Source organism: Shewanella sp. KT0246, assembly GCF_019654955.1.
Classification (GTDB): domain Bacteria; phylum Pseudomonadota; class Gammaproteobacteria; order Enterobacterales; family Shewanellaceae; genus Shewanella; species Shewanella goraebulensis.
In genome coordinates, this window is the sequence record NZ_BPEV01000083.1 from 1 (window position 1) to 3,825 (window position 3,825).

A 3,825-nucleotide genomic window follows, 5' to 3' on the forward strand; every position below is an offset into this window, starting at 1 on the left:
AATCCATGATCTTTAATAACTCAGAATTAATTTTCTTAACATCAAACTTTTCTTCAGCCATTATTCGACTACTATGAGCCATATCATTCCATTTATCATAATTCTCAATAAACCAAATCATTTTTTCTGCTAATTGTGCTGAATTTTGTTTTTCAACTAAAAAGCCATTAACACCATCAACTACTGTCTCCTTGCAACCTGGTACATTTGTTGTAATTATTGGACGGCCAATAGCCATAGCCTCCAGAACTGTTCTAGGTAAGCCTTCATGATATGAAGGTAAAACAAAAATATTGCTTTCTTTCAAGAATGGTCGAACATCATCGGTCGAACCAAGGTAATCGATTACTTTTTTCGAATTTAAATACTCAAACTCTTGAAGAGATATACCATCTGGTGACGCATCTTCTGCGCCTAGTAGTTGGAAAATTGCTTTGGGATATTTAAGCCTAACGATATTGGCAGCAGCTATATATTCCTTAATACCTTTATCACCGAGTAAGCGTGCAATAAGTAAAAATTTAGGTATTGAAGTAAGAGGTTCTTTTGAAAAGTGAGATAAGTCAACACCGGAGCCATTTACAACAAAAGCCTTTTCCTCATTAATTATACCTAAATCTATAAAAACTTGACGATTATCAGGGTTCTGAAAAATAACCTTCTCAGATTTTTTTAACGCCTTTGTATACAAGAAAGCGACTAATCTTACCAAAATATTTTTAAGTCTATTTCCTTTTTGAAAAGCGAAACCGAGTCCAGTGACCAAGGCATAAAAGCGACATTCAGGTATTAATCTAGAAGCTAGACCTCCCCAGATTATCGGTTTAATTGTATAGGCAAGAATGACATCCGGTTTTTCATGTTTGAATAGTGATAATAATTGCCAAAAGGTTTTGGAATCTTGAAAAACATTCAGCCCATTTCTGTTGATATCTAGATCTAAATACCTTGCCCCAAGAGATTCAATATTTTTAATTTCAGTTAATGTAGCTCCAGACGCTAATGCGACAACATCGTATTTAAAAACCATTTTCTTTAATAACTCCCCCCTAAAATTAATTAAAGAACGATGTTTAGCACCAACAACTACGATTTTTTTTTGACTAGACATTGATTCACCGGATTACTAATAAATAGACTAAATTTTAGATAAACAAATATGCAAAACAAAATTATATTAAATTTTCAGATTGATGTTCGACGTTCCAGTACTCTTCATCAGCTTTAATACCATTCCCTGATCACGGTCACAATACCTACCAGATGACAGATTTTATTGAGTAGGCGAATATGAAACCAGGATTAATAGTTTTTATCGTCTTACATAAAAACATCAATGTCTTCATGTCATTTAAAACATTGATTTTATTTCTGGTTATTGGGTAGGCAATACACTTGCATGCTTCAATAATTTGAACCTCGGAAGGTATTGCGCCAGATGCTATTCAAATACCTCATGCCCACATAACTAGCGAGCAAGAGTTTTAGAGCCCCTCTAAAGCTGTAAATAGAACTAGGCTTAGCGTGAACAATTAATATTCTACTCTATAATTGGTTTACTAGGCTTGAAAATTACTAATACTCTAAATAGATATTTATAGAATATTGGAAGTGTTAAACTAATATTACCGTTAGACTTTCTCAAGGAAATGCTTTTGCTTTTTTTTCTCACACGGTTACCAGAAACACCATGACCACAATTAAGGTTTTCAAGATCCACTAGAGAACTATTCAAGCCAAAATGGTTTACAAGAAAAGTGTCACAATCAACAACAATTTCTTCATACTCGATAAACTTATAGTCATTAGAAAAAAAACGACCAATTAGACAAGTAAATAAATTGGCAAAAAAAGCACCTACAAAACTTCTCAATAGGAAGATGTGAGGGATCCCCGCAACCTTAACCCCTTTATTTAAATCTTTATTAGAGCCCTTTAGCAATGATTGGAGTAACAAATCTGAATTTTTATATAAATGGACAATTGTGACATTAACCCCTAACCTTTTGAACATAATAGGTCTCATGAAAGTTTTACGGCTTATTTTTGATGAGTCCACTATATCAACATTAGAATTCGACTTGAAATAATTGGTCCAAAACTGATCGTAAATACTATTATTCGATTTTTTGAAAAGTCCTCTTATACCTTCATACTTTCTAGTTTCAATAGCTAGTTTATTGATTTTACCATTGTATTCCTTAAAAAAAGGTTTCCAATATTCACACTCTAAAATTGGTTCACCACATGAACAGTATTCGTTATTATGTATACAATCGAATAAGTTTGATGCCTCACCAATTCCTTCTAGTCCATCAAAATTAGTTAGGAGAGTGTCTAAAACAGTAGACCCACTTCTACCATAGCCTGATATATAAAAACAATTCATCTTAAACCTTTTATTACATTTAAATCAAAAGTAGGATAAATATAAAACCCAAGCTTAATCCTACATAATATTAAGCCAGAAACATTCTGGACGATCGTTGTTATAAGTTGTGCCAAGACTGCACCATGTAAGCCCCAAAATTTTGTGAAGAAATAAAAAATTATAAGGCAACACGCATTCACAACTAACAACAAAATCTTTACACTCCGTTGATTATCCGTCAGCGTCAGCAATAAGAAGACAGGCCCGCAGCAAACATTTATCAACTGTCCTAAGCAAAGGAAAATCAAAAATTCTGATGCGACGACAAAGTCAGCACCAAATAACAATAATATATTCTCCGGGAATATTATAATCAACAAAACTAATGGAAGAGAAAAGATTAGAGACAAAAAAGAGGAGGCTCTGACTATTTTCTTCAACAAAACTATATTGTTACTAAAAAAATTTTCAGATATAAACGGTGGAATAATGGTATTAATAACAATTAAAACAAAGCTTACTGTAATAGATATTTGCATACAAACTTTAAATAATGCCAGATCAGCCATTGATAAATTCAAAGGAGCAATTAATGTAGTGCTAATAGAGAATATATACGTAGTTATAGCGATCAAAAAAAAATCTTTTGAACTTTGTATATATCTACCTTCTAACTTTGAGCTATTTAAATATTTAGTTTTACTTTTACGGAAACTAGCAGCACAAAAACGAACACCAAAATAATAAGTAATAATAAGACTAATAAAATATACAAGAACAACGTTTAACATTGGATATGCCGCATCCCCTGATAACGCAGTAATTAAATACAAAAAAACACAAGACATTGCTAATGTAAAACCCGGTTCCATAAAACATGACATCAAAGGTTTTTTAATCCCTTTAAAAAGTCCGGACATAGCTAAATTAATAGAACTAAAGAGTAAACTAAAAATCAAAATACTGATAGAGATGATATCTATCACTTGGTAGCTAGAATAATTTAAAAATAAAAACAAAGGGGAAAACAACAAAACGATTACAAAAAGAAGAATACAAAATGACAGTTTTATTTTTACAATATTTTTATTAAAGAACTCTTTTAAATAAATGCTAGATGGTTCCTCCCCTACAACTTTCATTATTAACTTATCTCTTCCAAAAGTAAGAATTAAGGAGGCAAATAAAATTAAGGTTTGTGTATAAAAAACATATCCCATTTGCTCCATGTTCAGGAGCCTAGCAAGAAGAATAAAAAATAATATACTCCCAAAAGCCGCCGTAATTCTAAAACCAAATGTTAAGAAAAATTTCAAAGTCACCCCTCTTTTTTATTTAACAAAATATATTTCACAATTGAAGGAAGCACGAGCAACATAAAAAAACAAGGTTGTCGTAATAAATTATGGGTCAACAAGTATGGAGACAACGCTAATAATATTACAAGAAAGTCT

General features: G+C 31.7%; 3 protein-coding genes. All 3 read right to left on the bottom strand.

Going from position 1 to position 3,825, the window contains the following annotated elements; genetic code table 11:
• A partial coding sequence (locus K5Q58_RS20480; RefSeq protein WP_220755704.1) for a glycosyltransferase family 4 protein occupies positions 1-1,111 on the bottom strand: 1,111 nt, incomplete at its 3' end.
• 429 nt (positions 1,112-1,540) lie between these two features.
• The gene (locus K5Q58_RS20485) at positions 1,541-2,389 is read right to left on the bottom strand and encodes a hypothetical protein (RefSeq protein WP_220755705.1); all 849 of its coding nucleotides are present in this window, start codon (positions 2,387-2,389) and stop codon (positions 1,541-1,543) included.
• A complete protein-coding gene (locus K5Q58_RS20490; protein ID WP_220755706.1) occupies positions 2,386-3,687 on the bottom strand; it encodes an MATE family efflux transporter in 1,302 nt (433 codons plus the stop codon). The genes K5Q58_RS20485 and K5Q58_RS20490 overlap by 4 nt, the downstream gene beginning before the upstream one ends.
• Positions 3,688-3,825: the final 138 nt, after the last annotated feature.

Coding starts and splice junctions, on each gene's coding strand:
- K5Q58_RS20485 (WP_220755705.1), bottom strand. CDS start 2,389: ATGAATTGTTTTTATATATCAGGCTATGGTAGAAGTGGGTCTACTGTT.